Source organism: Actinoplanes sp. KI2 (genome assembly GCF_025630775.1).
GTDB lineage: Bacteria > Actinomycetota > Actinomycetes > Mycobacteriales > Micromonosporaceae > Actinoplanes.
Genome location: NZ_JAOSZE010000030.1, coordinates 49,157 through 75,880 on the forward strand (window position 1 = coordinate 49,157; position 26,724 = coordinate 75,880).

The following is a 26,724-nucleotide window of genomic DNA, read 5'->3' on the forward strand; positions in this document are numbered from 1 at the left end:
GCGGCTCCGACGGCCCCGGCCTCCCGATCACCGGCGCCCCGACCGTCCTGATCGCGGCAGCCGGCGGCGCGCTGGTCCTGCTCGGCATAGCCTTCGCGGTTGCCGGCCGCCTGCGCCGCCGCCCCTCCCAGGGCTGAGCCGTTCAGGACGCCGGCAGCCACTTCTGCCAGGTGCTGGCGTGCGCGTCGACCCAGCGTTTGGCGGCCGCGTCCGCCGAGAGCTTCTGCTCGGTCATGTCCCGGGCCACCGCGTTCTGGTCGGCGTTGGTCCACTGGAAGTTCCGGACCAGGGTGGCGGCCGGGTTGCCGGAGTTCACGAACGCGCTGCGCCCGATCTTGTCGAGGTCGTACGGCTGGTAGTCGCACGCGACCTTCTCGGGGTCGGCGTCGCAGCCGGGCTTGTACAGCGGCAGCGGGATGTGCACCAGCTTGATCTCGGAGAGCAGCCACTGCGGCTCGTAGAAGTAGCCGATCAGCGCCGTACGGTCGCTCTCGGCCTTGCGGAAGGCGGCGATCAGCTTGTCCTCGCTGCCCGCGTACACCACCGTGAAGTCGAGGCCGAGGTTCTTGATCAGCGCGGCGTCGTTGGTGACGAACGACGGGTCGCCGTCCAGGAACTGGCCCTTCTCGCCCGACTTGGCGGTGCGGAACAGATGGGCGTACTTGTTGAGGTTCTTCCAGTTCGTGATGTCCGGGTACTTCTTGACCATCCACGGTGGCAGGTACCAGCCGATGATGCCCTTGTTGCCGGTGAGGCCGAGCTCGACGGCCACTTTCTGGTCGTCGATGTACTTCTTCTTGAGGTCGTCGTGGCCCCAGGTCTCGAGAATCACGTCGACGCTGCCGTCGACGATGCCCGTCCAGGAGTCGGTCTCGGTGAGGTCCTTGACCACCACCTTGCAGCCGAGCTTCTGCTTCATCAGGTACGCCATCACCGCCGTGTTGGCCGCGTAACCGGCCCACGGGTTGTTCGCGATGGTCACCGTCCCGCACGCGACGCCGTGCGGCACTCCCGGCGGCGCGCTGATCGCCGCCGTGCTGCCGCAGCCGGCCAGCGCCGCCAGTCCCAGCACGGCGGCGGCCTTCCGCACCAGCCGGGCCGGCCATCCATCGAGGAATGGTCGCCTGCTGCCGAAGGTCACCATGCTGCTGCCTGCTCCCTGTTCAGTCGCTTCGCCAGGACCTCCTCGGTGAGCGCGACCAGCACGCCCTTGACCGACTCGCGGTCGCGCGCGTCGCACTCCACCAGCGGGGCCGAGTCCGAGATGCCGAGAGCGTCCTGGATCTCGTCCATGGCGAACCGGCGGGAGTAGTCGAAGCGGTTGATGCCGATGATGAACGGGATCTCGTGCTCCTCGAAGTAGTCGATCGCCGGGAACGAGTCTTCGATCCGCTGGGTGTCCACCAGCACGATCGCGCCGAGCGCGCCGTCCACCAGGTCGTCCCAGAGGAAGGCGAACCGGTCCTGCCCGGGGGTGCCGAACAGGTAAAGAAGCAGCGCATCGTCCAAGGTGATACGGCCGAAGTCGAGCGCGACGGTGGTGGTGACCTTGCCGGCGACCGCCGACGTGTCGTCGATGCCGATCGACTTCTCGGTCATCTCGGCCTCGGTCACCAGCGGCTCGATCTCGGAGATCGCACCGACGAAGGTGGTCTTGCCGACGCCGAAGCCGCCACTGACGACGACCTTGACGGCGACCGGCGTGAGCTGCGACTCCCTAGAGCGCCCGGACACGATCCCTGATCCTTTCGATCAACGCGGTGGAGATTTCGCCCGACTGCTCCTCAACCTTCAGGTAGCCCTCGGCGATCAGGTCAGCGACGATGACCCGGGCGACGCCGAGGGGGGCACCGAGGCCCACCGCGACGTCCGCCACCGACATCGGCTGCTGGCAAAGCTCGACGATGCGCCGGGACTCGAACCGCAGCGGGGCCGACAGGGCGGCCGGTGCCGCCCGCAACAACGTCTCGATCCGCAGCCCGTCCTGCAACGGCCTGGTGCGGCCGCCGGTCAGCATGAAGGGGCGCACGACCGGATCCTCGTCCGGCACGTAGGCCGACGACTCGGCAGCATGTCGCCCGGGCATGGGCGCGCCCGCATACGGGACCATGTCCGGGCCCCACGGCAAGTCGCTCATCGGGGCAGGTATTGCCTGGACTCTGCGATCAGCGCCGGCGTGAGCAGGCCACCGAATCGCTCGGCCAACAGCGAGATCTCGTAGCCGACGAGACCCACGTCGCTGTTCCCCTCGGCGACCACCCCCAGGCAGCTGCCGCCGGCGATCACGGAGACCAGCAGGAAGCCGCGCCTCATCTCGATCATGATGAGCTTCAGCCCGTCGAAGTCGTAGCGCCGCGACGCGCTGCGGGCCAGGCTGGCGAGGCTCGACACGATGGCGGCCAGTTGGTCGGCCTCGGCCCGGCCCAGGCCGTCCGAGCTGGCGATCAGCAGGCCGTCCGACGACACCGCCACGGCATCGCGAACCCCGTCGGTCTGGTGCACGAAGTTGCCGAGCAGCCAGTTGAACTGGTGCCGGTCGGCCGAGGTGTCAACGCTCATGGATCATCCTTAGCGGGGGCGTACGTGCGGGGGCGGTCACAGTTGGCCGGCTGTCTCGGTGCTGCCACGCTGCACACCGTCGCGGAATGCGGTCAGCCGGGATCGCACGGCCTCCGGCGTATCGCTGACCGCGGTCGGCTGCTCGGCCGTGGCGGAGGCCGCCGCCACGGCCGTCCGGGCCCCGGTGCGCGGCGCCTTCGGGGTGCGTTTGCGCAGTCCGTTGGGCGTCCGCTCGGCTTCGTCGTCGACCGCCGGGGGTGGCGGTTCGAAGGAGTGCAGACTCATCACCTCACCCGGCGCCGGTGGCGACGCCCCGTCCAGCACCACATATTCGATCTTGCTCGGCCGCAGCCGCCGCCCCCCGGCGATCCGCGGGCCGGCCGGTGCGGGACCGGTCGGTGCCAGGCCGACCGGGGCGGGGCCGGCCGGGGCCGGGCTGACCGGGGCAGGGCTGTGGCCCGGTGGGAGCCGTAGGGCGTCCGGCCGGCGCGGGTCGATCTCGGCGGACGCTCGGTCCGGGCTCGCCGGACGGCGTTGCCGCGGCACCGCCCCGCCGGAGGCCGGGTCCGAGGCGACCGCGTCGATCGGCGACACCAGCTCGGCGGGCAGCCCGATCCGGGCCGTCACGCCGGTCACCGGCGACGGCGTCAGCTGGACCTCGACGCCCATCTCGACGGCGAGCCGGCCGACCACGTAGTGGCCGAGGTACCGGGCAGGCGCCGTGATGAAGTCGCCCTCGCCGCGCAGCCGCTGGTTGGCCCGCTCCAGATCGTCCGGGCTCAACCCGACACCCTGGTCGCTCACCGCGATCAGGTAGCTGCCGTTGATCAACCGCCCGTGGATCTCCACGTCGACGTCCGGAGGGGAGAAGGCGAGACCGTTCTCGATCAGCTCGGCGAGCATGTGCGCGATGCCGCTCGCCACGGCTCCGGGGATCATGGCCTCGTCCACCCGGCGCAGCGTCACCCGGCGGTACTCCTCCACCTCGGACACCGCGGCGCGGATGACGTCGGTGATCGGCAGCGGGCGGGACCACTGCCGCGGGCTGGCGGCGCCGACGAGAACCAGCAGGCTCTCCGCGTTCCGCCGCATGCGGGTGGCCAGGTGGTCGAGCTCGAACAGGTTGGCCAGGCCGTTGGGGTTGGTCTCCTCCCGCTCGAGGCGGGTGATGAAGCCGAGCTGACGGCGCAGCAGGTTCTGGTTGCGGCGGCCGAGGTTGGCCAGCGACTCGGCGGTCGAGCGCCGCAACTGCGCCTGCTCGGTCGCCAGGGCGTACGCGGTGGCCTGCACCCGGTCGAACGCGTCGGCCACCAGCCGGACCTCGTCGCTCGCGCCGCGGGACACCCGCACGGGCCCCGGCGGAGACCCTTCGTCGCCGGCAACCGCGCGGCGCACCGCCTCGGGCAGCTGCTCGCCGGCCAGTCGGTTCGCCTCACCGGCCAGCGAGGCCAGCGGCCCGGCCACCGAGCGGGAGGCGATCGTGGCCAGGTAGATCGAGCCGGCGATGCAGATCAGCACGGCGCCGAGCAGCACGCCCATTCGCGCGGTCGCCTGCTTCTGCAGGGTGCCGGCGCGGGCCGTCATGACGGAGCCGACGTGCCGCTCGAGGGTGAGCATGTCGTCCAGCACCGTGGTCAGCGCCGACCACCAGGACTGCGGGTTGACCTGCAGGTAGCCGCCGTCGTTGGAGCCGAGCGCGACCCGCTCGAAGTAGCCGGACTCGCGGGCGGCGCCGGTGTCGAACACGTAGTCGCGGCCGGCCTTCTCCGACGCGGTCGCGTACCTGTCGAAGGCGGCGAGTGCCGCGTTCTTGTTCGAGGTCATCGTCACGAACTGCAGGAACTCGCCGGTCTTGAAACCGCTCGCCGAGAAGACACCGTTGAGGAACGCCCGCTCCTGGGCGGTCGCCTCCTTGACCTCGCTGAGCGCCCTCAGCGCGGACGCGCCGCGCCGCAGCTCCGTGTCGGTCGAGCTGTCCAGCCCGTAGTCGACATTGCTGAGCTCGGCGATCCGCTGGGTGTAGAAGGCGAAGGTGGCGGCCCGACCGGCGGCGCCGGTGTCGGTGCCGGCCCGGACGGCGGAGAGGCCGTCGAGCTGACGTACCGCGGAGGCCACCCGATCCTCGACGGCGCCGCCGTCGGCGATCAGCTTCTCGACCGCGGCGCGCCGTGCGTCGACCCGCTGCCGTTCCGGGGCCATCTCGCTCTTGAAGCCGCCGTTGCCGCCGAGCAGGCCGGCGGTCAGGCCACGCTCGGTCTGCAGTTCCTGGATCAGATCCTGGACCGCGAGGTCCAGGGTCACGGCGCGGGCCGTGGCCGCGGCGCCACGATAGTTCTCGACCTCGCCGACCGCGATGACGGTGAGCAGGACAAGGGCGGCCGCGACCGGCAGCGCCAGCGTCCGCACGATCCGCCGGTGGATCGTGCGGGAGCGCGGCCGGCGCCCGAAGTTGTCCGGCGGTGGCGCGGCGTCGCCCGCGACCTGCGGGATGGCAGCAGTGATCTCGGACGGGCCGGCGGTGAGTGCCGCTGGGCTGCCGCTCATCCCGCGACCCCCGCGGGAGAGTGGCAGAGTGCGACGATCAGGTCGGCGTCCGAGTGTCCTCGGGCGGGCAAGCGATCAGCTCCTCTGTCGACTGGCGGCTTGGCGGCTCCCGCAACGCCCACCCGGCGTGGGGTTTACACGCAAGTCGATGTACTACGAGCGGTGCGGCCCACGCGATGGGCCGCGTCGGTCACCGGGGCGGGCGGACAGGTCAGTGGCGGGAACAGGATGCCGCAGTGAGGTTACGGCACAATGTCGTCGATGGACGTTGTCGTTCTACTTTTCCCCCGGAAGCGCGGTCTCGCGGCGCGGCCATTTCGCTCCCATTGTCGAGAGTAGAACGTTTCGCGTTGGCGCCCGATATGATCGACGCTCGGCCGAGCGCGGTCAACACCTTGATCTAGGAATTTCACTGATGTGCCATCTCGACCATCGCGGGAAGAGTCACCGATAGCGGTCGCGTAACTTCTCCACGTGTATGCCCGGCGGGCTTCGCCGTCAGCCCTCGGCGGGGGCGGTCGGCAACCTGTCGCGGATGAGGTCCATCACCGACGAGTCGGTCAGGGTGGTCACGTCGCGGTCACCCCGGGCAGCGGACTGGTCATGATGGCGCCGGTCTCGGCCTGCCACCGGGTGTCGACCACCGGGCAGCGGTCGCAGCGCCCGCAACTCGGCCTCGGCCGCCAGCAGCACGGCACACAGCGTCGCCAGGACCGGGACCGCCATGCGTCATGCCTACCACCGGTCGGCTCCTCCTACCGACCGGCGGCCAGGCGGTGGGCCTGCCCGTGGTGCAGGTCGCTCACCCACTCCCAGCCGGACTGGGCCGAGGGGCCGATCCGCGGGTCGTCGGGCTCGCGGCCGGCCCGCAGGGCGAGCACGTACGCGCGGTCCCGCTCGATCCGCTCGCGCACCTGACCGGCGCCGCCGACCGACCCGTGGCCGGGGACGACGATCTCGGCGCCGGCCGCCACGCCCTCGATCAGCCGCAGCGCCGCGAGGTAGTCCTCGACCGGGTCGGCACCGGCCAGGTCGGCGCCGGCCAGGTCGAGCATCGGGACCAGGACGTCGGAGAGCATGTCGCCGGCGACGAGCACCCCGTGCTCCTCGACGAACAGCGCCGCGTGGCCCGGCGCGTGTGCTCGATGCTCGACGATCCGGACTTCGGGACCGTCCCAGGGAACCCGCGCCGCCCCGGCGGGCAGGGCGGTGACCAGGCCGTAAAGGTCCAGCGGAACCTTCCCGGCGATCTCCGTCTCGGCCAGGTGCTCGGCAATGCGGGCCTTCGCCTCCGGATCGGACAGCTCTTCCCGGACGGCGGCGGCGCAGCGGGCCGTGCCGTACCGGGGCGCCTGGCCGAGCCGTTCGTGCCAGACCAGGTGATCCCAATGTGGATGCGTCGAGAAGCCGGCCACGACGGTCCGGCCCGCCGCGGCCAAATCGTTCGCGAGGCAGGTCAGCTCGTGCTCCTGCAGGCCGGGGTCGACGAGCAACACGCCGGCCCGGCCCTGCACGACGATGGTGTTGCTCCGGAGGAACTCGCTCTCGTGCACCAGCACGCCGTCCGCAACCTGTGTCAGCATCGGCTCGCCTCCCGGATCGCGTAGTGGTGCATCGTGACGCCCTGCTTGAACAATCGGTGCTCGATCAGGTCGAGCTCGATCGGCATGTCCCAGTCGTCGAACAGCGGCCGGCCGAAGCCGAGGATCGCCGGGTGGGTGAAGAGATCCTCACCCGCGGCACCGCGGCGCGCGGGCAGCGCGCCCGCTACAGCCTCACCGAGGCCGGCATCCGGACCCTGCCGGTCCTCTATGCGCTCGGCAACTGGGGCCTCGACTGGCGCCCGGGCACCGAGGAGCTGCAGGTCCGGCAGCGCATCATGCGCGACGCGGGCCCGGCGTTCGTCGACGAGCTCATGGACGAGCTGCGGGTGCGGCATCTCGACGCCCCGCCGAAGCCGCACGACGGGCCGGGCCCCTTCGAGCGCCTGAACGCCGCCTACGCCGCCGAGCGGGAACGCCGCGACTAGATCGCGTCGTCAGATCTTCGCGTCGTTCGCCAAGGCGGCCGCGGCCCCGGCCGGGGAGGGACCATCGCGACGCCCAACCCGTACCCAAGCATGGGTGGGAATTTCCTGGTCCCCTCCGGGCGCGACGGCTACTGGTAGTGGATGTCGGAACTGCTGTACTTGCAGTACGTGCCGTCCGCGCCCGAGCCGTTCTTGGGCGGCTCGGCGCCGGTGCTGTTGCCGATGTACTTCTGGCAGATCACGATCTTCTTGCTGGAGTCCTTGAGGATCGTGACGTTGCTGAACGTCGCGGTGTCGCCGTAGTTGGTGTTGATGCCGGCGAGCGCGCCGCCCTTGTAGGTCGCGGTCACGTTGCGGATGATCACGGTGCGCTTCGACTGGCCCGACTTGCAGTTGCCGCACGAGCGGTACAGCTTGCCGAAGTCCTCGACCTGGAACCCGTCGATGATCACCGTGCCGCCGGTGGTGCCGTTGTGCTGGATCACCTTGTCCGCGGCGTGCAGCGCGCCACCGCCGAGGATCGTCATGGTTGCGCCGCTCGACTTCGGCTTGAACGTCGCGGCGTCCTCGCCGACGTCCTCCCACCAGACGTTCTGCAGGGTGCAGGTCGCCTCGCAGTGCACGCCGTCGGAGGCCGGGCTGCCGAGGATGACGTTCTTCAGCGTGCCGCCGTTCGGCAGGTCGAACAGCGGGTCCTCGCCCTCGGCCTGACCGCCGCTGCCCAGGTCACCGGTGCCGTAGTAGCGCTTCATGCCACCGTCGAAGGTGCCGCTGACCACCTTCGTGGCGCTGAGCGCGATGGAGCCGGTGTTCGCCGGCACGGTCGTGGCGGAGGCGTCGGTAGCCGACAGGACCATCGCCGCGGCGACCGCCGCGACGGTGCCCAGCGCACACCACAGTTTCTTGGACTTACGCATGATCTCTCCGGGGATGTAGGCACTCACAGTTACCATCGACCGGCCGTCGGCCCCGAACGTTAACCAAAGACATCGATGTTCGCAAGTGTTTCGCTGCTTTGGGAATGCGCTTTCCTCAGGCAGTTTGCAGATCATGGCGATGATCTGCGGATACGTGTCGCCGATTTGCTGCAACTACCGTCCGCTGTCACGCCGCCGAGGGCGAAATAGACCACTGGCGATTTCACCGATGCGTAACATCTATTAATGCACTGACGATGCAGAGACCCCGAACACCTGGAGGTTTCATGCGTCGCCTCGTCGTTCTCCTCACCGCACTGCTGTCCGCGCTCGCGCTCAGCCCGGCCCCGCCCGCGGCCGCCGCGCCCGGGACTCCGGTGGTCTTCGTGCACGGTTACACCGGCAACGCCTCGAACTGGACCACCGCGATGGCGGTCTTCCAGGCCGGCGGCTATTCGAGCAGCCAGCTGTTCGCGTACGAGTACAACTCGTACGGGAACAACATCACCAACGCCCAGGGGCTGGCCAGCTACGTCAGCCAGGTCCGGGCCCGCACCGGCGCCGCCCAGGTCGACATCGTCAACCACTCGATGGGCGGCCTGGTCAGCCTCTGGTATCTCAAGCAGCTGGGCGGCGCCCAGTACGTCCGGCACCTCGCCTCGATCGCCGGCGCCAACCACGGCACCACGTACGCGAGCGCCTGCCTGATCTACGTCACCTGCCAGCAGATGTATCCCGGGTCGTCGTTCATCACCACGCTGAGCGCGGGCGACGAGACCCCGGGCAGCACCCGGTACGCGACCTGGTACTCGCCGTGCGACGGCATCATCATCCCGTACACGAGCACGGTGTTGAGCGGTGCCACCAACAACTACGTGGCGTGCCAGACCCACATCGGCTACCTGACCGACACGGTCACGCTCACCGCGGTCAGATCGTTCCTGGCGAGCTGACCCCATTTCCCGCGAGTGAGGCCGCGCTCGGCCTCACTCGCGGGTGTCGACCACCTCAAGCTCTCCGCCTGCGTAGCCGGCCCGCAGCCGCTTCTTGTCGAACTTGCCGACGCTCGTCTTCGGCACCTGCTCGATGAAGGCCCAGCGCTCGGGCACCTGCCAGTGCGCGGTCCGGTCCTCGAGGAACCGCCGGAGCTCGTCGACCGTGACGGCGGCACCGTCCCGGACGACCACCGTCGCCAGTGGACGCTCACCCCACTTGTCGTCGGGCACGCCGACCACGCATGCCTCCAGCACCGCCGGGTGGCCCATCAGGGCGTTCTCCAGCTCCACCGAGCTGATCCACTCGCCGCCGGACTTGATGACGTCCTTGGCGCGGTCGCTCAGCACGATGTAGCCGTCGGCCGACAGGGTGCCCACGTCGCCGGTGCGCAACCAGCCGTCGTGGAACTTGGCCGGGTCGGGGCCGCCCTCGCCGAGGTACTCATTGGTGATCCACGGTCCGCGGACCTCGACCTCGCCGACCGCCTTGCCGTCGGCCGGCAGGCTCTCCCCCATCGGCCCGACGATCCGGGCGTCGACCGACGCCGGCACCCGGCCCTGGGTGTAGCGGTAGGCCCAGGCCTCGGGGCCGCTCAGGCCCGCCGGCGCGCGGGCGACCGAGCCGAGCGGCGACATCTCGGTCATGCCCCAGGCATGGATGACCTGGATGCCGTACCGCTCGTCGAAGGCGTGCATCAGCGACGGCGGGCAGGCCGAGCCGCCGATCACGACCTCCCGGATCGAGGAGACGTCGGCCGGGTTGGCGTCGAGGTGGGCCAGCAGGTCGGTGAAGATCGTCGGCACCGCGCCCGCAAACGTCGGCCTCTCCGCCTCGATCATCGCCGCGATCGGGGCGGCCTGCAGGAACCGGTCGGTCATCACGATCGAGGCGCCGACCATGAAGGCCGCGTACGGCAGACCCCAGGCCATCGCGTGGAACATCGGCACGATCGCCAGGACCCGCGAATGCGGGCCGAGCGAGAACATCTCGGCCGAGGGCACCTGCAGGGAGTGCAGATAGATCGAGCGATGAGAGTACGCGACGCCCTTGGGGTTCCCGGTCGTCCCGGAGGTGTAGCACAACGCGGCGGCGTCGTTCTCGTCCAGCACCGGCCAGTCGAACTGATCGGGCTTGCCGGCCAGCAACTCGTCCCAGCGGTGCACGGCAACCCGGTCGCCTCCGCTGTGACGCAACGGGCCGACGTCGCCGTCCCCGACCACCACCACGTGCCGGACCGTCGACAGCTTGTCGAGCACACCGGCCAGCAGCGGGATCAGCGTGCTGTCCACGATGACGACCCGGTCCTCGGCGTGGTTGGCGATGTAGGCCAGCTGCTCGGGGAACAGCCGCAGGTTCAGCGTGTGCAACACCGCACCCATGCTGGGTACGGCGAGGTAGGCGATCAGGTGCTCGGCGTTGTTCCACATCAGGGTGGCGACCCGCTCGTCGCCGGTGATCCCGAGGTCGTCCCGGAGGGCGTGGGCGAGCTGCGCGCTCTTGCGCCCGACCTCGCCGTAGCTCATCCGGCGCGGGGCGGCATCCGGCCCCGCCCAGGTCACCACCTCGGCGGCGCTGTGCACCGACCGGCCGTGCTGAAGAATTCGCGACACCTGAAGCGGGGTGGGCATCATCGTGCTGCGCATGCCGCAACGGTAATGTGTGCCAGGTCACAATGGCTAGGTCGGCCGGGAGGCTAGGTGGCGGAGACGACGGTCGCCGAGGTGATGGCCGAGCTGGCCGGCCTCGAAGACCCCCGGGCCCGGGAGGTCAACGAACGACACGGCGACGATCACGGGGTGAACCTCGGCAGCCTGCGCGCGGTGGCCAAGCGGCTGAAGGTCCAGCAGGACCTGGCGTGCGAGCTGTGGCAGACGGGCGACACGGCGGCCCGCCTGCTGGCGACCCTGATCTGCCGCCCGAAGGCCTTCGCGGCCGCCGACCTGGACGCGATGCTGCGCCAGGCGCGCACCCCCAAGGTCCGTGACTGGCTGGTGAACTACGTGGTGAAGAAGAGCCCGCACGCTGATTCGCTGCGCGTGGCCTGGCTGGCCGACGCCGATCCGCTGGTGGCGAGCGCGGGGTGGGCACTGACCGCCGACTGCGTGGTGCGCAAGCCCGAGGTGCTCGACCTCGACGCCCTGCTCGACGTCATCGAGGCGGAGATGAAAGACGCCCCGGATTCGTTGCAGTGGGCCATGAACACGTGCCTGGCGCAGATCGGCATCGAGCACCCGGGCTTGCGCGCCCGCGCCGTCGACATCGGCGAGCGCCTGGCGGTCCTGAAGGACTATCCAACCCCGAAGAACTGCACCTCCCCGTACGCTCCGACCTGGATCGCCGAGATGGTCCGTCGCCGGCCGTGACACTACGAAGTGGAGCCGCCGAGCATCGGCCCATGAGCCGCGCATCAACAATCAGCGCCGCTCCTTGAACCGTTGGCCGCTGTGCCACGTGTTTCCGCGTGGTGTCGTCGGACGTGGGGGACGGTTCCGTGACAGAACGACCGGAGCGTGGCCGGGTGGCGGGGCTGGACGGCCTGCGTGGCCTGGCCGCGATCTACGTGCTCCTGTTCCACTCGTGGCTGCTGGCCTTCCGGTATTTTCCCCGTAACACCGGCCCGGCTTACCTGACCTGGGCGATGTACGGTCGGCTGAGCGTTGTTTTCTTCCTGGCCCTCTCCGGCTTCTCGCTGGCGCTGTCCCCTGCGGGCAACCAATGGCGGCTGGGCGGAGCGGCCCGGTTCCTACGCCGGCGGGCCTGGCGGATCCTCCCGGCCTACTGGGTGGCGCTCGCGTTCAGCCTGGCGGTCGCCCTGTTCATCGTGCCGGCCACCCACTACGGTCCACCGAACCACCGGTCGCTGGCGGTCTTCGGCCTGCTGCTGCAGGATTTCGTCAAGGCCCGAACACCGAACGGTGCCTTCTGGTCGGTCGCCGTCGAGGTCGAGCTTTACCTGCTCTTCCCGGTGTTCCTGCTGATCCGTCGCCGGCTCGGGGCGCTCGTGCTGCTCGCCGTGGTCACCGTGCCGGTGCTGCTGGCAGGCTTGGCCGCCCCGCACTCGAACCCGCCCGAGGGCGACACCGGACTGACCTGGCACCTGGCCCCGGTCTTCGCCGCCGGCCTGGTCGCCGCCGGGGTGGTCACCGCCTCGACCCGGCTCCGCGCGCTGCCCTGGTTGTGGTTGGCCGCGGCGGCCTGCGCCCCGGTGCTACTGACGATCTATGCCAAGGGATCCTACTGGACCGGCCACCACTACTTCTGGATCGACCTCGCGATCGCACCCGGCCTGACGATGCTGATCTTGGCCGTCGCCACCGACCCCACCGGCGCGCTGACCCGCCTGCTGTCGAGCCGGCTGCTGGCCGGCCTGGGGAAGATCTCCTACAGCCTGTACCTGATCCACCTGCCGATCCTCACCGTCCTCGCGAAGAAGGTGGCGCCGCACCACGTCGAGCGCGGCCCGCACACGTACGCCTTCCTGGTCGTGGCCGGCCTGCCACTTTCGCTGCTGGCGGCCTGGCTCCTCGCCACCGCCTTCGAGATCCCGTTTCAGCGCCATCGCTCCTGGCGCGCCTTGCCGGCCGCCGCCCACCGCACGCTCGCGGCCGTTGCCGGCGTGCACGTCGCTCTCCTGCGCAGCCTGCGGCGCCCGCCGTTCCGGCCGGGATTCGCACCGGCCTCCGTACCGGATGACCTACCGGATCCACAGCCGGAAGGAGCGCCGGCCCGCGTCGGCTGAGCAGACGAAAACTTTTAACATTGTTGACAGTTGTTCATAGCATCCATCACGCTCGATGAAATCGCTCGGGCCGAAGGAGTCGCGATGAAGCATCTGCACCGCTGGGTGGCGCTGGTCGCGGGCGCCGTGACCGTTGCTGCCGGAATCATGACCGCACCCGCCGTCTTCGCCGCCACGCCGACCGGGGCAGCGGCGGTCGCGGTGGCCTGCTCGGCGCCCGCGTGGGCCGAGGGCACCGCCTACGCCGTCGGCGCCCTGGTGACCTACAACGGGCGCCTCTACCGGGCCCGGGTCGCGCACACCCCGCCGGTCGGCGCCGGGTGGAACCCGGTGGCCGCCGCCTCGCTCTGGGAGGACCTCGGCGCCTGCGACGGCACGACGCCGCCGACCACCTCCCCGACCACCCCGCCCACCACCTCACCCACCACGCAGCCGCCGGCGAGCGGCGGGCTCGCCCATGCCCCGTACGTCGACATGGGCGCCTGGCCGACGCCCAGCCTCACCACCATGGTGACCAGCGGCAACCTCAAGAACGTGACGCTGGCGTTCATCACCGCCTCCGCCTGCAAGGCCATGTGGTTCAACGCGTACGACCCGCGGCAGGCCTGGGCGAAGGACCAGATCGACGCGGTCCGCGCCCGCGGCGGCGACGTGAAGATCTCGTTCGGTGGCGCCACCGGCATCGAGCTGGCCCAGGCGTGCACCAGCGTCTCCGCGTTGCAGGCCGAATATCAGGCCGTGGTCAGCGCGTACGCCTTGAAGTACATCGACCTGGACATCGAGGGCGCGGCGACCGCGGACACCGCCTCGGTGACCCGCCGCTCGCAGGCGCTGGCCGCCCTGCAGCGGGCCAACCCGGGACTGCGGGTGTCGTTCACGCTGCCGGTGCTGCCCGAGGGTCTGACCGCCGACGGGCTCAACGTGGTGCGCTCGGCCCGGGATGCCGGGGTCAACGTGGACCTGGTCAACGTGATGGCGATGGACTACTACCGCACCGGCGACTACGGGGACTTCGCGGTGCAGGCGGCCAACTCGACCTTCGCGCAGGTGAAATCGCTGTACCCGGACCGTACGGACGCTCAGGTCTGGAAGATGGTCGGCGTGACACCGATGCTGGGCGCGAACGACGACGGCCACATCTACGACCAGGCCGACGCCCGGCAGCTGGTCAGCTTCGCCCAGGGCAAGCATCTGGGCATGCTCAGCTTCTGGGAGCTGGGCCGGGACAAGAACGCCTGCACCGGGGCGCTGTACATGTGCACCAACATCCCGCAGCAGCCGTACGAGTTCAGCAAGATCTTTGCCGGGTACGCCGGCTGAGGCTTGACCGGGGGCGGCGACGGCATTTGGCTACCGCCATGATTGCCGCGCGCCGCCTCTGGTCCCTCTTCGAGCCCCTGCACGCCGTCACCTACTTCACGCCGCAGGCCGCCTCGGCCTTCGAGGCGGCCGGGCTCACCGGCTTCTGGCGGCGCTACTTCGCCGGGCGGGCCGCGGCGCTCGGCGCGGTCGGGCCGGGGCCGGTCACCGCCGCGTTCTTCGGGTTCGCGCCGGCCATGGTGACCCGCGCGTTCCCGGGCGTCTGGGCACGCATCACGCCGCCGGCGGCGCTGGCGGCACGCGCGGACGGCGCGCGGGCGGCACTGTCCGAACTGTTCGCCGGCCTGCCGCCGGCCACCGTGGCCGAGGCCGCCGACCTGCTCGCGGCGGCGGCGCGGCAGGTGGACCTGCCGGGCCGGGTGCTGGCCGGGGCGTACGCGGATCTGCCCTGGCCGCAGGACCCGGTCGGCCGGCTCTGGCACGCCGCCACCGTGCTGCGCGAGCACCGCGGCGACGGGCACGTGGCCGCCCTGCTCACCGCGGGTGTGGACGGCGCCGAGTCGCTGGTCTGGCGGGTCGGTGTGGACGGTGGACGGCTGCGCGAGGTGACCCAGCCGGCCCGCGGCTGGACCGACGAGGAGTGGGACGACGCCGCCGGCCGGTTGGCGAAGCGTGGCTGGCTGACCGCCGGCGGCACGGCCACGGCCGCGGGGCGGGACGCGTACGACGAGGTGGAGGCGCTGACCGACCGGCTGGCGGCCGGCCCGTGGCAGCGGCTCGGCGACGCGGACACCGAGCGCTGCGCCGCCCTGCTGGCCCCGCTGGCCGAGCGGGCCTGGGCCGCCCTGCCGGACGACAACCCGATCCCCCTACGCCGGCCGGTCCGCGAGTAGGTATGCCTAGGGCACCTTCCTCCGGATCGCCCGGTCAAGATAGGTAAGCGCTCCCGATGTTGGAAAGGCCTGGTCGACCGAGGATTGGTACATCAGCGGTTGACGAAGGAGACAGGCCATGTTGCTACACCCCGACCTCATGCTCACCCTGGCGAACCAGCGGAACCGCGAGCTGATCGACGAGGCCACGCGGAGGCGTCTGCTCGCCAACGCCCGGACGGCCCGCTGGGGTCGCCGGGCGCGGAAAGCGCCGGCGGTACGCGGCCGGCCCGCCGGTAGGCTGGCCCCGTGCGAGCCATCCGCGGTGGTGCCAGCCCGGTGATGATCGGGCGAGAAGGCGAGCTGCGCCGGTTGGCGCGGCTCGCCTCGGCGCGTGAGCCCGCGGTGGCGATCATCGCGGGCGAACCGGGCATCGGGAAGACGCGGCTGGTGCACGAGCTGCTGGCGACCCTGCCGCCGACGACCGTGGTGCTGGTCGGGCAGGCCGAACCGGGCTCGCTGTCCCGGCCGTACGAGGTGCTGCTGGACGCGATCGACGGCCGGCCCGAGGTCGACGAGGAGCAGCTGGCCGCGCTCGAGGACCCGCGGCGCAGCCCGATCGAGCGGTTGCACACCGGGCTGGCGATCGTGGCCGACCTGATCGGCGACTCCCCCGCGGTCATCGTCTTCGAGGATCTGCACTGGGCCGACTCGGAGAGCGCGGCGCTGTTCGAGCGGATCGCCGACCAGCACGGGCCGCGGCTGCTGATCGGCACGTACCGGCCGGACGAGGTGACCACCCGGCAGCCGGTGGCCGGGCTGCTGGCCCGGATGGAGCGGCGGCACACGGTCACGCACGTACGGCTGGATCGTCTCACCCCCGCGCAGACGGCGGCGATGCTGGCGGCGGCGACCGGCGCCCCGGCACCGCTGCGTGCCGCGACCGCGCTGCACCACCGCACCGGCGGCAACCCGTTCTTCCTCGAGGAGCTGCTGCGTGCGCTGCCCGGCTACGACGCCGAGGCGCTGGTCGAGCAGCCGCTGCCGTGGAGCCTCGCCGACGTGCTGCGCCGCCAGGTGGAAGACCTCGAACCGGTCAGCCACCGGGTGGTCGAGGCGGCCGCCGTGCTCGGCCACCGCATCCCGTTCGACCTGCTCGCCGACGTGACCGGCACCGGCGAGGACGAGCTGATCACGGTGCTGCGCGACCTGGTCTCCCGGGGCGTGCTGGTCGAGTCCGGAGAGGACGAGTTCGCGTTCCGGCACGCGCTGGTACGCGAGGCGATCGCCGACCAGATGCTCGCCCGGCAGCGCCGCCGGCTGCACGAGGCCGCGCTGGAGGTGCTGCTGCGCCGGGGCGGGACCGAGGAGGGCGCCTCCGACCCGGCCTTGGTGGCGCACCATGCCCGCGGCGCCGGCCGGTACGACGACATGATCGACGCGGCCCGCCGGGGCACCGCGCTCTACCTGTCGATCGGGTCGGCCTATCAGGCGCTGCAGCTGGCCGAGATGGGCCTCGACGAGGCGCCCGACGACACCGAGTTGCTCGCCGGGGCGGCGCAGGCGGCGTGGCTGGCCGGCCTGCTCGACGACGCGCTGCGCTACGGCCGGCGGTGGCGCGACCTGGCCGGCACCAGCACCGAGCGGGCCGAGTCGCTCTACCTACTGGTCCGGATCGCCTGGGAGTCCCGGGCGACGGACGAGATGCGCGCCCTGACCAAGGACATCGAAACGCTGATCGCCCAGCTGCCGCCGGGCGCCGACCAGGCGCGGGCGATGACCGCGATCGCGCGGTCGTCGTACCTGCGCGACGACCCGGACGCCGCCGTGCTCTGGGCCGACCGCGCGCTGACCCTGGCCGACCGGTTCGACCTGCCGGCCATCCGGCTCGCCGCGTCGCTGGAGAAGGGCGCGGCGCTCGGCGAGCGCCCGCAGACCGCCGCCCAGGGCCGGCAGATCCTCTCCGCGCTGGTGGACGACGCGGAGAAGGCGGGCGAGTGGGTGCTGGCCGCCCACGCGCTCAACAACCTGGTGCAGGGCGAACCGCCGACCTCACCGGACGAGCACGCCGAGACCCTGGAACGGATGCGGGTGGACGCCGAGCGGGCCGGCTTCGAGTCGCTCGCGGTGGCCACCTACTTCCAGGGCCGGGCGCGGCTGGCGTGGCGCGCCGGTGACCTGCGCGCGGCGATCGCCACCCTGGAGGAAGGCCGCGAGCAGGACCGTGGGCTGCGGCGCCGGGGCCGCTGGGCCGACTTTCACGGCGTCTTCCTGGCCGGGGCCTATCTGGAGGCCGGCGAGCTGGACCGGGCCGAGCGGGTCATCGCCGACCTGGCGACGGTGCCCAACAACGCACCGACCACGATTCCCGGCCTCGCGTTCCACCTCGCCTGCCGCCGCCACGACCGGCCGCGCATCGAGTCGACCCTGGACGAGTTCCTCCGGGCCCAGACCGAGGAGGCGTGGCGCAGCGGCGATCGGGCGCACGACCTGATCTCGGCGGCGCTGGAGGGCGGCCTGCCGCTGCCGCGGCTCGACCGGATGGCCGCCGAGCTGCTCGACGCCGACGTGTGGGATGCCTTCCGTACGCTGGTGGACGCCCAGCTCGCCGAGGCGCACGGCCGGCACGCCGAGGCGCTGGCCGGCTATCTGTCGATCACCGAGGCGCACATCCTCGGGCCGGCCATCCGCGGCACGGTCCGGGTCGGTGCGGCCCGATGCCTGCTCGCGACCGACCGGCGCGAGGAGGCCGCCGCTCAGGTCGAGGCGGCCGCGGCGCTGCTGGCCGAGTGGCGCGGCTGGCGGGTCGCCCAGCTCGACCAGGTCCGCGCCCGGCTCGGGCTGGCCCCGGTGGACGCCCCGCCGGCGGTCACCGGCCCGGCCGCGCTGACTCCCCGCGAGCGCGAGGTCGCGGTGCTGGTCGGCGACGGGCTGACCAACGCCGAGCTGGCCCGGCGGCTGTACATCTCGCCGAAGACGGCCGCCATCCACGTCTCGAACATTCTGCGCAAGCTGGGCGTCGCCTCGCGTACCGAGGTGGCCGACCTGATCGGACGGCCAGGCTGAGGGCATGGAGGCCCAGACCCGGGTCGCCGCCATCGGCCTCGTGCTGCACCCCACCAAGCTGGTCGACACGTCGGTGGACTCGGTTCTCGCGTTCGCGCGGGCCCGATCGGTGCGGGTGTGCGGCGACTGCATCGAACACAGCCCATCGGCACAGGCCGGTGAGAACCACGACCGGCTCGCCTCCGAAGCGGCGTTCGCCTGCTCTGCGGCTCGCCCCCGATCCCTGCCGGCTCCGGCAGGACGACCCGGCACCGCTCAGCCGCGTCGTGCTCTGCCGCCTGCGCTGGGACCCTCGCACCCGCCACACATGCAACGACGCACCAAGGAAGGCATCCATAGGAGCATCCACGCAACCGACCAACTCGTCGTCGTCCGGCGCCCGCCGGGCGCGGCCGGTCACGGCCGGCCCGGCGGGGAAACGGTGCGTCAGCCGACGGCGATGCGGCCGTCGGTGGTGTAGGTGAACGGGTTGGGGAGGGTGCCGACGTACCAGACCAGCGGCACCAGCTCGGCGTCGGCGGTCTGGACGACGTTGCTCGCGCCCTGCAGGACGGTGAAGCCGTCGCCGCCGCCCATCATGAACGAGTTGGCGGTGCCGGTGTAGGAGACCGACGTGTCGTTCGGGATCGGGGTGCTGGTGTCGCCGGCCGCGCCCAGCCACACCCCGGTGATCTTGCCGGCGGAGTAGGTGAAGTGCAGGCCGGAGATCTGCATGATCCCGCCGGTGCCGGGCGCGAGCTGCTGCGCCAGCAGGTCCCACACCTGTTTGCCGGTCAGCGTGAACGTGTCGACGTAGTCGTCCTGGAACGGCTGCATCGTGAACAGGTCGCCGTAGGTCACCTCGCCGGCCGTCAGCCCGGCCCGGATGCTGCCGGTGTTGACGAACGCGAGCTGCGTCTTGGTGTAGAGCCGCTGCGAGTCGGCGACCAGGTCACCGGCCGGCGACTCGCCGGCCGGGGTGGACCCGCCGTCCCGCTGGGAGGGGACGTCGGCGGCGGCGTGGCCGATCACCTGCTGGGTGACCGGGTTCGTCGCGGTCACCGCGTCGTCGACGATCTTCTGTACGGCCGGGTCGGGCTGGACGGCCGGCGCGGACGGGTCGGTGGACAGCGGCGGGATGTTCTCCCAGACCGGGAGCACCGAGCCCCAGGTCGCCGCGATCGTGCCGGCGTGCCGGTCGAGCAGCAGGTGCACCCGGTCGAACGCCCGGGTGAAGGAGGACGCCTGGATGACCAGCGCGTGCCCGACCCGGGTGTCCACGACCGTATGGCTGTGCCCGCTGATCAGCACGGAGACGGCCGGGTCGAGGTTCGCCGCGATGGTCTTGATCCGGTCGCCGACCGTGCCGACCGGGTAGCCGGTCTGCACGCCGCCTTCGTGGATGACCACCACGAAGGCCCGCACGCCCTTTGTCTTCAGCGCCGCGACCTGCCCGTTGATGGCGGTGGCCTCGTCGGTGAAGTGGACACCGGTGGTCGCGCCGGTCGTGGTGATCGTCGGCGTGGTGATCGTGGTGGCGCCGATGAAGGCGACCGGTACCCCGGCGATGCGCTTGATCGCGTACGGCTGAAGTAGTGGTTTTCCGGTTTTGTCGCTGATCACGTTGGCGTCGACGACCGGGAAGTTCAGCTTGTCGAAGGTGATCGACGGGTCGATCGTGGACACCCCGCCGTTGATCTGCCGGAGCATCTCGGTGACCCCGCGGTCGAACTCGTGGTTGCCGAGCGTCCCGACGTCGATGCCCATCTCGTTGAGCGCGTCCAGCGTCGGCTTGTCGCGCAGCAGCCCGGACGCCGGCGGGCTGGCGCCCACCATGTCACCGGCCTCGATTGTCACAGTGTCGCGAGAATCAGCGGCCTTCAGGTAGGTGGCGAGCGTTGCGATCCCGCCCGCGGTGTCCTTCACACCGGTGTACGGGTCGGTGTAGGTGAGCCCGTCGTGGGTCAGGTTGCCGTGCACGTCGTTGATCCCGAGGAGCTGCCCGGTGGCGTACCGGGAACCGCCCTTGATAATCGAGGTGAGCACGCTGCCCTGGGCCTGCAGCGGCGGATCGAACCCGCCCAGCACGGCCAGGGTCGGGGCGAGGTCGACCGCGCGCACCCCGCGGACCGCCGGGACGTGCGCGATGTCCGGGCCGCCGGCCACGAACGTGGCGTGCATGTTGATGTTGTGCGCCAGGTCGACGTCGTCCGGCAGGTACCCGTGCTGGCCGAAGAACTTCGACGGCGCGACGATCGTGCCGACGGTGGCGCCGTCGAACTCGTACGGCACCTTGGTGACCACCACGACGTCGCCGGAGCGGGTCGGGTTGAGCGAGTCGCTGCCGTCCACGTCGGCCAGCTCGGCCTTGGTCAGCACCTTCTCGACCACCGGCTTACCGGTTGCCGGGTCCTTGAGGTCCCGGTACGCCGCGACGATCTTGTCGACGGTCGCCTGATAGTCGGCCTGAGCCAGCACGCCGTCCGGGTTGCGGCCCTTGAGGGCCAGGTAGATCTGCGCGGTGCCGCCCGCCCAGCAGGCCTTCGCGATCGTCTTGCCGGGCTGGCCGGCCGCCGCCGGCCGGCAGTTGCCGGTCTGCTCGACGTCCTGCAGGCCGAGCTGCTTGAGCACCAGCGGCGAGTCGACCGCGTACCACTGCGGGGCGAAGCCGTGGTCGCTGGAGGCGAGGATGTCCGGGTCGTGCAGAACCGAGCGGACGAAGCCGAGCCGGGCGTCGGCCGAATGGTAGGCGCCGCGCAGGTAGCCCTCGCGCTCGGCGAGCCGGTGGTCGCGCGGCCCGCTGCCGGCGACCCGGTCGAAGTACGGGTTCGCGCTGCCGTCCGGCGCCACCGGGGTGAGCAGGCCGAGGATCTGGTGGCTCACCTCGTCGGTCTGGTCGGTGCCGGCCAGCAGCACCTCGGTGTCCGGCTGCAGCGTCTTCAAGACATAACTGAAGACCGCGAGGTCGTACGCCTGATTGAGGCCCACGGTCTGGGCGTACCAGGTGTCCTCGTCGATCAGGCCGGCCTCCTCGGGCGCGAAGTCGCCGAAGATCGCCGGAGGCAGGTTGTCGGCGATGTACTTGGCGAGCCTGTCCTCGCCCGGTGCGCCCGCGGGCAGCGCGGTGCACGCCGCGGTCGCGCAGTGCGCGTTGGGCCGGGTGACCGAGGTGAAGTAGAGGCCGAAGCTGGACAGGTCGCTCGCCAGGTTCGTCACGTCGACGTAGAAGCCGGCGCTCTCCCCGGCGGCCGCGCCGATCAGGCCGTCCGCGCCGGTCAGCTTGACCGGGCTGTAGGTGCGGGGCGTCAGGGTGGCCGCCGCCTTGCTGCCGTCCTTGGCCGCCGCGGCGGGGACCATCACGACCTTGTCGTAGCCACGGCTGCCGCTCGCGTACACGTAAAGGTCGAAGGTTCTGGTGGGGTTGAGCGCCGCGGAGGTCGAGGTGACCGTCAGCGTGGTCTGCTCGGCCGGCCTGCCGCTGCTGGCCGGCACGTTCGTCCAGCCGGTCGCCGGGGTGAACGCGGCGACCTGGTAGGACAGCCCGAAGCCGGCGGCGCTGGTCTGCTTGGCCGGGTTGAGCGGGTATTCCAGCAGGCCGCGCTGCGAGTAGAAGGTGGCGTAGTCGACGGTCGGGCCGCTGATGTTGGCGTTCAGGCCGCCGGTCCACTCCAGCTGGGCGACCTTCTTGCCGGCCAGCTCGGCGCTCGACGCGACCGACTGGGCCTCGAGCACGTTGGTCGGGTCGCTGCCCGGGCTGGCGCCGTTGCCGTGGAACGCGAACGACGTCGACGTGGTGAACGGCTGCCGGTTGTCGAAGAACGTGTTGTTGGTGCTGCCGTGCACGCCCGGCCAGGCGCCGGTGGCCATCGTGTACCAGCCCTGGCCGGTGTTCGGCGGGAAGCCCTGGGTCAGGCCGTTCGCCCCGGTCGCGCCGCCGCGCATGAGCGAGGCGTAGGCCGGCATCTGGCCCAGCGCGGCGTACCCCTGCATCAGGTCGGGGCGCATGCCGTCGGAGCTGAAGAGCACCACCGGGGTCTCGCCGGGCGAGTGGTGGGCCGCGGCCGGGCCGCCGGTGGCCGCCACGCCGACCGCGGTGAGCGCGACGGTCAGCACGGCGGCCAGCGGCGGAGAAAGAAATCGTCTGTTGACCATTTCGCACCTTTTGTTCATCTCATGCGGTGGCACGAGTCGAATGTGGCGATCGACCCCACTCTTACCACCGCATGGATGCCGGTCAACGACTCTCGGACGAACTGCGGCCGTATCGGGCGTACACCGCCGGTCCCACCTGCTCGATCTCCCGGAGCTGCAGGGTGGTGGGCCGCTCGGCGGACGGGAACAGGTGTTTCCCGGCGCCGAGGACGATCGGGAAGGTGATCAGGCGGTACTCGTCGATCAGGTCGTGCGCCATCAGCAGGTGGGCCAGGCCGCGGCTGCCGGTCACGACGACGTCCCGGCTCTCCCGCTTGACCGTGTCGACGACATCGCCCTCGACGAGGCGGGAGTTGGCCCAGGCCGACGCGTCGGTCAGGGTGCGCGACGCGACCAATTTCGGGATCGCGTTCATCCGCCGGGAGAACGGGTCGTCGCGGGTCGGCCAGAGCCGGCCGAACGCCTGCCACGTGCGGCGGCCCAGCAGCATGACCCCGGAGTCGAAGAGCGGGCCGAGGCGGAACTTGTCACCGGCGACGGCCTCCGGGCCGAACTGGAACATCCAGCCGCCGGCCGGCGTGCCTTCGGCGCCGTCCGGGTCGGTGACGATGCCGTCGAGGGTGGTGAAGGCGAGGTAGATGACGCTCACGATGGGTGGTCCTTTCGCTCGATGCTCACCGGTAGGTACCGGCGGCACCGGGCGAACGCGTCGCCCGATGCTCAGCGGTACGTACCGGCGGCACCGGGCGAACTCATCGCCGTGGCCGAGGAATTTCGGTCGGCAGGTCGAAGGTGGCGAAGACGGCCGGGTCGGCGAACACGACGTTGCGCGCGACCAGGCCGCCGAGCACGGTGAGGACCTGCAGCGTGTGCAGCCGATGCCCGCCGCCGGGCTGCGGGCTGTACGCGGCCAGCGCCGGTTGCCCGTTGGCGGTGAGCCGGAGCATCAGCCAGCCCGGCCCGCGCATCTCGAAGACCCGCTCGATGAACCGGCCGTAGCGGTCGCGGCCGCGGAACCAGAGCGGGACCGGCGGCATCTCGAGGACGGCCTGGTCGGTGAGCAGCCGGACCAGGCGGGGGACGTCGGCCGCCTCGAACGCCTCGACATAGCGGTCGACCGCCGCGCGTACCTCGGGATCGTCCGGCTCGGGCATCTCGTCGAGACCGTCCGCGCCGGCCAGGGCGGCCCGGGCCCGCTGCAGCGAGCTGTTCACCGCGGGCACCGTGGTCTCCAACTGGGCGGCGACCTCGGCCGCGCTGAACTCCAGCACCTCACGGAGCACGAGCACCGCCCGCTGCTTGGCGGGCAGCGTCTGCATCGCCGCGACCAGGGCGAGCCGCAGGTCGGCGCGGGCATCGGCGTCGACCCGGGCGTCCGGGAACGGCTGCAGCCACGGGATGTCCAGCGCCGGGGTGAGCGGCGCCTGGACGTCCCGGCTCTCCGCGACCAGGCCCGACGGCAACGGCCGCCGGGCGCCGCCCTCGAGCGCGGTCAGGCACACGTTGGTGGCGATGCGGTAAAGCCAGGTCCGCACCGAGGCGCGGGCCGGGTCGTACCGCTCGCGGGCCTTCCAGGCTCGCAGCATCGTCTCCTGCACCAGGTCCTCGGCCTCGTGGAACGAGCCGAGCATCCGGTAGCAGTAGGCGATCAGCTCACCGCGGTGGGCCTCGAAGTCCATTCCGTCATCCTGGCGCACCGTCGTGGCCTCAGGAATCGAAGGAGAAGCCCAGTCGATTGGCCGTTTTGAGGATTATGCCGTCCCGCCCGCCGTTGCGGTCGGCCCGGGCGATCGCCCGGCGGATGAGCTGCACGGCCGGGTAGAGCAGGGGCTCCGGCGGGATCGGCAGCGGGCGCCTGGTGGCCATCCGCAGCCGGGTTCGGGCGGTTTCCCGGCCGGCCAGCAGGTCGAGCATCACCGCGCCGGCGAAGCGGGTGGCCGCCACGCCGAGACCGGTGAATCCGCTGCTGTACGCGACCTTGCCGCCCATCGCGAGGCCCTGGAACGCGGCCAGCTGGGTGGACATGTCGATCATGCCGCCCCAGGCGTGCGTGAACCGGATGTCGCCCAGCTGCGGGAAGGTCCGCAGGAAGTGGTCGGCGAGCCGGTCGAACGTCTCGGGCCGCTGGTCGTGGTCCGGCACGATGGCGCCGCCGCGGTGGTAGACGACGTCGTAGCCGCCCCACAGGATCCGGTTGTCGGCGGTCTTGCGGTAGTAGTGGAACTGCCGCGAGGCGTCCGAGATGCCGAACGGGCGCTGCCAGCCGATCTCCGCCAGCTGCGCGCCGGTGAGCGGCTCGGTCATCAGCACGTAGTCGTAGACCGGCAGCGTCAGCATCCGGTTGCGCTTGAGCAGCGACGGGAAGCCGTTGGTGGCCAGCACGACCTGCCGGGCGCGGATGATGCCGTTGTCGGTGCGGGCCCGCACGGCGCAGCCCTGGTTGGTGAGCGCGGTGACCGGCGTGTGCTCGAAGATGCGTACGCCCAGCTTCTTGCACGCGGCCTTGAGGCCCCACACCAGCTTGGCCGGATGGACCAGCGCGACCCCGTCGGAGTGGAAGAGGCCGGCCCGGTAGAGCGGCGAGCGGACCAGCTCGGTCAGCTGGTCGCGGTCGTAGAAAACACCGCCCTCAGCGGCTGCGCGGCGCAGCGCCTCGACCTGGTGCGGCTCGGTCGCCACCGACAGGCCGCCGCCCCGCTGGTACTCGGCGTCGATGCCATGCCGCAGCAGGCTGTCGTGGAACTCCCGGAAGTTCTCCGCGGCCAGGCCACCGAGCACGTCGAGGTCCTCGGCGAAGTAGCGGCGGCCGTTCTCCGGTCCGTGGGTGAGGCTGGCCTCGACGAAGCCGCCGTTGCGGCCGCTGGCCGCCCAGCCGATCTCGGCGCTCTCCACCAGCACGACGTCGCGGCCCGGATTCTGCTCTTTTGCCTGGAGCGCGGTCCACAGCCCGCAGTAGCCGCCGCCGATCACCAGCAGGTCGGTCTCGGTCGTCCCGGTGAACCACGGCGCGGTCGCCGGACGGCCCGGGTCCTCCAGCCAGAACGGGGTGTGCGCCGCGTCGGCCAGTGCCGCGCGGATGCGCCTCTCGTCGGTCCGGACATCGAGATCGTAGGCCGGTGTTGCCGCCCGCATGCTGATCCTCCCTGGTCAGAACTCCAGGGAAACGCCGCGCTACAGTTAAGTCAATGCGTTGACATAAGGAATGCTGGTGCGATGGCGACAACGAGAGCAACCTCACCGCGGGTCCGGCGGCGGCCCACCCGGGCCGGCGTGGTGCTGGACCCCGACATGATCATCAACGCCGCGCTGCGGCTGATCGAGGCGCCCGGCGGCAACGCGCTGACCGTCCGGCGGCTCGGCGTCGAACTGGGCGCCGACCCATCCGCCATCTACCGATATTTCCGAAACATTGATGCATTGGTGATCGCCATCTCCGACCGGCTGCTCAGCGAGACCCTCGACGAGTTCGTGCCCCGGCCGCACTGGGCGGACTCGCTGCGGGCGCTGGCCGAGGGGATCTACCGGACGATGCTGCGGCATCCTCGGCTGGCTCTGCTGGGCGCGGTCCGGTTCACCGCCGGCCCCAACGAGCTGCGCGCCGCCGAGATCGGGATCGGTCTGCTGATCGGCGCGGGCTTCGCCGGGTCGGCGGCGGTCCGGCACTATCGCGACCTGATCGAGGCGGTCTGGGCGATGGCCGCGATCGCGGCCAGCGAGATGACCCCGGAGCAGGAGCGGGCGGAGGAGCGGGCGCTCGCCCGGGCCTACGCCACGTTGTCTGCTTCGGAATATCCAAACCTTGCCGGTGTACGGGCCGAGCTGCCCGCGATGTCCGACCCCGCCTTTCCCGGGGTGCTCGACAAGTTGATCGCGGCGCTCGAGCTCAGCCGGGCTGCTGCGGGCGAGTCAGGCCCAGGTCATAGGCGAGGATGACGGCCTGGATCCGGTCCCGGGCACCAATCTTTGCAAGCACCCGGCCGACGTGGGTCTTGACCGTCGACTCGGAGAGCACCAGCCGCTCGGCGATCTCGCCGTTGGTCCAGCCGCGCCCGATGGCGATCAAGATCTCGCGTTCCCGGTCGGTCAGCGTGCCGAGCCGCGGGTCGGTGGTCCGCTGCCCGCCGCCGAGGTGATGGGCGAAGGCGTCGAGCAGCCGGCGGGTCAGCGCGGGCGCGATCACCGCGTCGCCCGCGGCGACCGCCCGGATGCCGGCCAGCAGCTCCTCCGGGTAGGCGTCCTTGAGCAGGAAGCCGCTGGCGCCGGCCCGGAGCGCGGCGTGCACGTACTCGTCCAGGTCGAACGTGGTCAGCATGAGGATGCGCGACCGGCCGCCCTCGGCCACGATCCGCCGGGTGGCCTCGATGCCGTCCAGGCCGGGCATCCGTACGTCCATCAGCACCACGTCCGGGCGCAGCTCGGTGGTCTGGCGCACCGCCTCGGCGCCGTTGCCGGCCTCGCCGATCACCTCGGTGTCGGGGTTGCTCTCCAGCAGCATCCGGAAGCCGAGGCGTTGCAGCGGTTGGTCGTCGGCGATCAGCACGGTGATCATTC

Annotated in this window: 24 protein-coding genes; 10 read left to right on the forward strand and 14 right to left on the reverse strand. The window is 71.2% G+C overall.

Annotated features, from left to right (window positions below; translation table 11 throughout):
- Positions 1-142: 142 nt before the first annotated feature.
- From ODJ79_RS29450 to ODJ79_RS29480, 7 genes are all read right to left on the reverse strand, one after another.
- Positions 143-1,144: an ABC transporter substrate-binding protein gene (locus ODJ79_RS29450; RefSeq protein ID WP_263026863.1), complete on the reverse strand. Its 1,002-nt coding sequence runs from the start codon at positions 1,142-1,144 to the stop codon at positions 143-145.
- Positions 1,138-1,737, reverse strand: a complete 600-nt coding sequence (locus tag ODJ79_RS29455) for a GTP-binding protein (protein WP_411267382.1) — start codon at positions 1,735-1,737, stop codon at positions 1,138-1,140. Before ODJ79_RS29455 ends, ODJ79_RS29450 begins: the two co-directional genes overlap by 7 nt.
- Positions 1,718-2,086 carry a DUF742 domain-containing protein gene (locus tag ODJ79_RS29460; protein ID WP_317620716.1) on the reverse strand — a complete coding sequence of 123 codons (369 nt, stop codon included), beginning with the start codon at positions 2,084-2,086 and terminating at the stop codon, positions 1,718-1,720. Before ODJ79_RS29460 ends, ODJ79_RS29455 begins: the two co-directional genes overlap by 20 nt.
- A gap of 47 nt (positions 2,087-2,133) precedes the next feature.
- Positions 2,134-2,559: a roadblock/LC7 domain-containing protein gene (locus ODJ79_RS29465; RefSeq protein WP_263026866.1), complete on the reverse strand. Its 426-nt coding sequence runs from the start codon at positions 2,557-2,559 to the stop codon at positions 2,134-2,136.
- 36 nt (positions 2,560-2,595) lie between these two features.
- Entirely contained in the window at positions 2,596-5,103 is a 2,508-nt protein-coding gene (locus ODJ79_RS29470) for a nitrate- and nitrite sensing domain-containing protein (RefSeq protein ID WP_263026867.1), read from the reverse strand.
- Positions 5,104-5,601: 498 nt separating this feature from the next.
- A complete protein-coding gene (locus tag ODJ79_RS29475) occupies positions 5,602-5,829 on the reverse strand; it encodes a hypothetical protein (RefSeq protein WP_263026868.1) in 228 nt (75 codons plus the stop codon).
- 29 nt (positions 5,830-5,858) lie between these two features.
- A complete protein-coding gene (locus ODJ79_RS29480) occupies positions 5,859-6,686 on the reverse strand; it encodes an MBL fold metallo-hydrolase (protein ID WP_263026869.1) in 828 nt (275 codons plus the stop codon).
- A 131-nt stretch (positions 6,687-6,817) separates the two neighbouring features.
- Between ODJ79_RS29480 and ODJ79_RS29485 the strand changes: the two genes are divergently transcribed.
- Positions 6,818-7,132: a hypothetical protein gene (locus ODJ79_RS29485; protein ID WP_263026870.1), complete on the forward strand. Its 315-nt coding sequence runs from the start codon at positions 6,818-6,820 to the stop codon at positions 7,130-7,132.
- A gap of 128 nt (positions 7,133-7,260) precedes the next feature.
- On the opposite strand, the gene ODJ79_RS29490 is transcribed toward ODJ79_RS29485, so the two are convergent.
- On the reverse strand, positions 7,261-8,049 hold the full coding sequence (locus ODJ79_RS29490; protein ID WP_263026871.1) for a pectate lyase: 789 nt from the start codon (positions 8,047-8,049) through the stop codon (positions 7,261-7,263).
- Between the two features lie 287 nt (positions 8,050-8,336).
- Between ODJ79_RS29490 and ODJ79_RS29495 the strand changes: the two genes are divergently transcribed.
- Positions 8,337-9,002 carry an esterase/lipase family protein gene (locus tag ODJ79_RS29495; protein WP_263026872.1) on the forward strand — a complete coding sequence of 222 codons (666 nt, stop codon included), beginning with the start codon at positions 8,337-8,339 and terminating at the stop codon, positions 9,000-9,002.
- Between the two features lie 33 nt (positions 9,003-9,035).
- Here the strand turns inward: ODJ79_RS29495 and ODJ79_RS29500 are convergent, their stop codons facing one another.
- A complete protein-coding gene (locus tag ODJ79_RS29500) occupies positions 9,036-10,688 on the reverse strand; it encodes a fatty acid--CoA ligase (RefSeq protein ID WP_263026873.1) in 1,653 nt (550 codons plus the stop codon).
- Positions 10,689-10,742: 54 nt separating this feature from the next.
- On the opposite strand from ODJ79_RS29500, the gene ODJ79_RS29505 reads away from it, so the two are divergent.
- From ODJ79_RS29505 to ODJ79_RS29535, 7 genes are all read left to right on the forward strand, one after another.
- Positions 10,743-11,408, forward strand: coding sequence for a DNA alkylation repair protein (locus ODJ79_RS29505; RefSeq protein ID WP_263026874.1), 666 nt, complete (start codon positions 10,743-10,745; stop codon positions 11,406-11,408).
- 128 nt (positions 11,409-11,536) lie between these two features.
- Positions 11,537-12,784, forward strand: a complete 1,248-nt coding sequence (locus ODJ79_RS29510; protein WP_263026875.1) for an acyltransferase family protein — start codon at positions 11,537-11,539, stop codon at positions 12,782-12,784.
- An 84-nt stretch (positions 12,785-12,868) separates the two neighbouring features.
- Positions 12,869-14,104, forward strand: coding sequence for a carbohydrate-binding protein (locus ODJ79_RS29515; RefSeq protein WP_263026876.1), 1,236 nt, complete (start codon positions 12,869-12,871; stop codon positions 14,102-14,104).
- Between the two features lie 38 nt (positions 14,105-14,142).
- Positions 14,143-14,997 carry an SCO6745 family protein gene (locus ODJ79_RS29520; RefSeq protein ID WP_263026877.1) on the forward strand — a complete coding sequence of 285 codons (855 nt, stop codon included), beginning with the start codon at positions 14,143-14,145 and terminating at the stop codon, positions 14,995-14,997.
- 118 nt (positions 14,998-15,115) lie between these two features.
- Positions 15,116-15,319: a hypothetical protein gene (locus tag ODJ79_RS29525; protein ID WP_263026878.1), complete on the forward strand. Its 204-nt coding sequence runs from the start codon at positions 15,116-15,118 to the stop codon at positions 15,317-15,319.
- Complete coding sequence (locus ODJ79_RS29530) at positions 15,286-18,042, forward strand: ATP-binding protein (RefSeq protein ID WP_263026879.1); 2,757 nt, start codon at positions 15,286-15,288, stop codon at positions 18,040-18,042. Before ODJ79_RS29525 ends, ODJ79_RS29530 begins: the two co-directional genes overlap by 34 nt.
- 4 nt (positions 18,043-18,046) lie before the next feature.
- Positions 18,047-18,502 carry a hypothetical protein gene (locus ODJ79_RS29535; protein ID WP_263026880.1) on the forward strand — a complete coding sequence of 152 codons (456 nt, stop codon included), beginning with the start codon at positions 18,047-18,049 and terminating at the stop codon, positions 18,500-18,502.
- Here ODJ79_RS29535 and ODJ79_RS29540 read toward each other — a convergent pair.
- The 4 genes from ODJ79_RS29540 to ODJ79_RS29555 all read right to left on the reverse strand — a co-directional run bounded on the left by ODJ79_RS29540 (position 18,469) and on the right by ODJ79_RS29555 (position 25,305).
- A complete protein-coding gene (locus tag ODJ79_RS29540; protein ID WP_263026881.1) occupies positions 18,469-22,173 on the reverse strand; it encodes a 5'-nucleotidase C-terminal domain-containing protein in 3,705 nt (1,234 codons plus the stop codon). The genes ODJ79_RS29535 and ODJ79_RS29540 overlap by 34 nt on opposite strands.
- 82 nt (positions 22,174-22,255) lie before the next feature.
- Entirely contained in the window at positions 22,256-22,822 is a 567-nt protein-coding gene (locus ODJ79_RS29545; RefSeq protein ID WP_263026882.1) for a dihydrofolate reductase family protein, read from the reverse strand.
- A gap of 103 nt (positions 22,823-22,925) precedes the next feature.
- A complete protein-coding gene (locus tag ODJ79_RS29550) occupies positions 22,926-23,852 on the reverse strand; it encodes a sigma-70 family RNA polymerase sigma factor (RefSeq protein ID WP_411267380.1) in 927 nt (308 codons plus the stop codon).
- A 28-nt stretch (positions 23,853-23,880) separates the two neighbouring features.
- Positions 23,881-25,305, reverse strand: coding sequence for an NAD(P)/FAD-dependent oxidoreductase (locus tag ODJ79_RS29555; RefSeq protein WP_263026884.1), 1,425 nt, complete (start codon positions 25,303-25,305; stop codon positions 23,881-23,883).
- Positions 25,306-25,386: 81 nt separating this feature from the next.
- Between ODJ79_RS29555 and ODJ79_RS29560 the strand changes: the two genes are divergently transcribed.
- Positions 25,387-26,106: a TetR/AcrR family transcriptional regulator gene (locus ODJ79_RS29560; RefSeq protein ID WP_263026885.1), complete on the forward strand. Its 720-nt coding sequence runs from the start codon at positions 25,387-25,389 to the stop codon at positions 26,104-26,106.
- Here ODJ79_RS29560 and ODJ79_RS29565 read toward each other — a convergent pair.
- Positions 26,057-26,722 carry a response regulator gene (locus ODJ79_RS29565; protein WP_263026886.1) on the reverse strand — a complete coding sequence of 222 codons (666 nt, stop codon included), beginning with the start codon at positions 26,720-26,722 and terminating at the stop codon, positions 26,057-26,059. The genes ODJ79_RS29560 and ODJ79_RS29565 overlap by 50 nt on opposite strands.
- Positions 26,723-26,724: the final 2 nt, after the last annotated feature.

What these genes read in the sequence shown, in the direction of transcription:
- ODJ79_RS29550 (WP_411267380.1), bottom strand. Translation starts at nt 23,852, where the DNA reads ATGGACTTCGAGGCCCACCGCGGTGAGCTGATCGCCTACTGCTACCGG.
- ODJ79_RS29535 (WP_263026880.1), top strand. Translation starts at nt 18,047, where the DNA reads ATGGAGGCCCAGACCCGGGTCGCCGCCATCGGCCTCGTGCTGCACCCC.
- ODJ79_RS29460 (WP_317620716.1), bottom strand. Translation starts at nt 2,086, where the DNA reads ATGCCCGGGCGACATGCTGCCGAGTCGTCGGCCTACGTGCCGGACGAG.
- ODJ79_RS29470 (WP_263026867.1), bottom strand. Translation starts at nt 5,103, where the DNA reads ATGAGCGGCAGCCCAGCGGCACTCACCGCCGGCCCGTCCGAGATCACT.
- ODJ79_RS29515 (WP_263026876.1), top strand. Translation starts at nt 12,869, where the DNA reads ATGAAGCATCTGCACCGCTGGGTGGCGCTGGTCGCGGGCGCCGTGACC.
- ODJ79_RS29555 (WP_263026884.1), bottom strand. Translation starts at nt 25,305, where the DNA reads ATGCGGGCGGCAACACCGGCCTACGATCTCGATGTCCGGACCGACGAG.
- ODJ79_RS29525 (WP_263026878.1), top strand. Translation starts at nt 15,116, where the DNA reads ATGTTGCTACACCCCGACCTCATGCTCACCCTGGCGAACCAGCGGAAC.
- ODJ79_RS29540 (WP_263026881.1), bottom strand. Translation starts at nt 22,173, where the DNA reads ATGGTCAACAGACGATTTCTTTCTCCGCCGCTGGCCGCCGTGCTGACC.
- ODJ79_RS29560 (WP_263026885.1), top strand. Translation starts at nt 25,387, where the DNA reads ATGGCGACAACGAGAGCAACCTCACCGCGGGTCCGGCGGCGGCCCACC.
- ODJ79_RS29480 (WP_263026869.1), bottom strand. Translation starts at nt 6,686, where the DNA reads ATGCTGACACAGGTTGCGGACGGCGTGCTGGTGCACGAGAGCGAGTTC.
- ODJ79_RS29565 (WP_263026886.1), bottom strand. Translation starts at nt 26,722, where the DNA reads ATGATCACCGTGCTGATCGCCGACGACCAACCGCTGCAACGCCTCGGC.
- ODJ79_RS29495 (WP_263026872.1), top strand. Translation starts at nt 8,337, where the DNA reads ATGCGTCGCCTCGTCGTTCTCCTCACCGCACTGCTGTCCGCGCTCGCG.
- ODJ79_RS29465 (WP_263026866.1), bottom strand. Translation starts at nt 2,559, where the DNA reads ATGAGCGTTGACACCTCGGCCGACCGGCACCAGTTCAACTGGCTGCTC.
- ODJ79_RS29490 (WP_263026871.1), bottom strand. Translation starts at nt 8,049, where the DNA reads ATGCGTAAGTCCAAGAAACTGTGGTGTGCGCTGGGCACCGTCGCGGCG.
- ODJ79_RS29500 (WP_263026873.1), bottom strand. Translation starts at nt 10,688, where the DNA reads ATGCGCAGCACGATGATGCCCACCCCGCTTCAGGTGTCGCGAATTCTT.
- ODJ79_RS29475 (WP_263026868.1), bottom strand. Translation starts at nt 5,829, where the DNA reads ATGGCGGTCCCGGTCCTGGCGACGCTGTGTGCCGTGCTGCTGGCGGCC.
- ODJ79_RS29450 (WP_263026863.1), bottom strand. Translation starts at nt 1,144, where the DNA reads ATGGTGACCTTCGGCAGCAGGCGACCATTCCTCGATGGATGGCCGGCC.
- ODJ79_RS29520 (WP_263026877.1), top strand. Translation starts at nt 14,143, where the DNA reads ATGATTGCCGCGCGCCGCCTCTGGTCCCTCTTCGAGCCCCTGCACGCC.